The sequence below is a fragment of the Marinobacter manganoxydans MnI7-9 genome (genome assembly GCF_000235625.1).
Lineage (GTDB): Bacteria > Pseudomonadota > Gammaproteobacteria > Pseudomonadales > Oleiphilaceae > Marinobacter > Marinobacter manganoxydans.
The window spans coordinates 1-1,467 of the sequence record NZ_AGTR01000049.1 but is presented as its reverse complement, the minus strand read 5'-3'; the positions used below and the strand labels follow the sequence as shown (position 1 = coordinate 1,467).

Below are 1,467 nucleotides of genomic sequence, written 5' to 3'. Positions count from 1 at the left end.
CTTCCCCCGAGCCTGAACGAGTGGCTGCCCGAAGGGCATCTGGCCTATTTCATCAGTGACGTGGTCGAGGAACTGGATCTGAGTGCCTTCTACGCCCGGTATGAAGGGAGCGGTCGGCGCAACTCGCCTTTCGATCCGCGGATGATGTTGAAGGTGTTGATCTATGCGTACGCGACCGGCGTGTTTTCATCACGAAAGATCGCCCGGAAGTTGGAAGAAGATGTCGCCCTTCGGGTCCTGGCGGCTGGCAATTTCCCCAGACACCGCACTATCTGCGATTTTCGCAAGCAACACCTGGCTGCGTTCAAGGCCGTATTTATTCAGGTGGTCCGGATCGCCCAGGAAGCGGAATTGGTTACTCTCGGTACGCTGGCGATTGATGGCACCAAGGTCCGGGCCAACGCCAGTAAGCACAAGGCCATGAGCTATGACCGCATGCGGGAGGAAGAAGCCCGTCTGTCAAAAGAGGTTGATGAGCTTTGTGGCCAGGCTCGCCGTGTGGATGAATCGGAAGACCAACAGTTTGGCCCGGATCAGCGGGGCGACGAGTTACCCGAAGAGCTTCAGCACCGTCAGGGGCGGCTGGACAAGATCCGGGCAGCGAAGGAGAAACTGGAAGCGGATCAAAAAACGCAAGATGAGGCCAAAGGCCGGCATCCAGACGATGATCGCCGCTCACCCAAGGGTGGCCGGAACTTCAAGAGAGATTATGGAGTTCCGGAGGACAAGGCTCAGAGTAACTTTACCGACCCCCAAAGCCGGATCATGAAAACGAATGATGGGTTCCAGCAATGCTATAACGGCCAACTGGCCGTGGATGGCGAGTTCCAGATCATCGTGGGCAACCGCCAGGGTAACAACCCCAGTGATAACGGCTGTCTGGTGCCGCTGCTGGGCGAGGTAAAAGAAACTCTGGGAAGTTACCCGGGCCAATGTCTGGCTGATGCGGGTTATCGCAAAGAGGAAGACTTGCAGGCATTGGAGACAAAAGGCATAGATGGCTACGTCTCGCTGCGCCGGGAAGGCAAAAAAACCGGAGATATAAACGCGAGCCGGTACCCGGCGACGGCCCGCATGGAGGAGAAGCTTACCACGGCGGAGGGGCGAGCAGTCTACGCTCAGCGCAAGCACATGGTTGAGGCGGTGAATGGCTGGATCAAGAATGTCCTGGGCTTCCGGCAGTTCGGCTTGCGGGGCCTTCAGGCGGTGCAGGGTGAATGGGATCTTGTCTGTCTGTCGCTCAATCTCAGGCGCATGAGTTCACTGATGAGGCTGGCATAAGTCGCTGAGGCAGCCTTTGGCTCACGGTAGGTACAGCTGGGGCCCTGCGATGCCCCTTTTAACCGGTTAACTGGCTGGATCGAAAGCGATGATGGAGCCGATCCGATATCGCGAACACTCCTTCCGGCCAGACAATGATCCGGTCTGGCGGAAACGAGGGCTCAAAACGTTTCTGCCGCGCAGACT

The 1,467-nt window shown here is 57.6% G+C and carries 1 protein-coding gene; it reads left to right on the top strand.

Going from position 1 to position 1,467, the window contains the following annotated elements; translation table 11 throughout:
* Positions 1-1,281: IS1182 family transposase (locus tag KYE_RS11950; protein WP_008173671.1), on the top strand; the 1,281-nt coding region annotated here is incomplete at its 5' end.
* Positions 1,282-1,467 lie beyond the last annotated feature (186 nt).